The organism is Pseudomonas sp. IT-P74 (assembly GCF_949768175.1).
Lineage (GTDB): Bacteria > Pseudomonadota > Gammaproteobacteria > Pseudomonadales > Pseudomonadaceae > Aquipseudomonas.
Genome location: NZ_CATKQD010000089.1, coordinates 1 through 223, shown reverse-complemented (window position 1 = coordinate 223; position 223 = coordinate 1). Strand labels below are relative to the sequence as shown.

Sequence of the window (223 nt, the reverse complement as noted above, 5' to 3'; positions counted from 1 at the left end):
CCGCGTTGGTCAGGGTCACGGTGTAGGTGACCTGGCCGCCTTCGGCCACGGTGGATTTGTCCGCGGTCAAAGTGGCGATGACTTCGCTGACGGTGTCGGTGATGGCCACGTTGGCCGCGGTGCCGTCGATCACCAGGTTCTCGAAGGTTTTGCCGTCAACCGTTGCATCGCTGACGCCAATCGAGAGGGTCTGACCGTCCTTGTAAACGTCGTCGCCCTGCAC

General features: G+C 62.3%; 1 protein-coding gene. It reads right to left on the bottom strand.

Annotated features, from left to right (window positions below):
• A partial coding sequence (locus tag ACM6J5_RS27700) for an immunoglobulin-like domain-containing protein (RefSeq protein ID WP_414929707.1) occupies window positions 1-223 on the bottom strand: 223 nt, incomplete at both ends.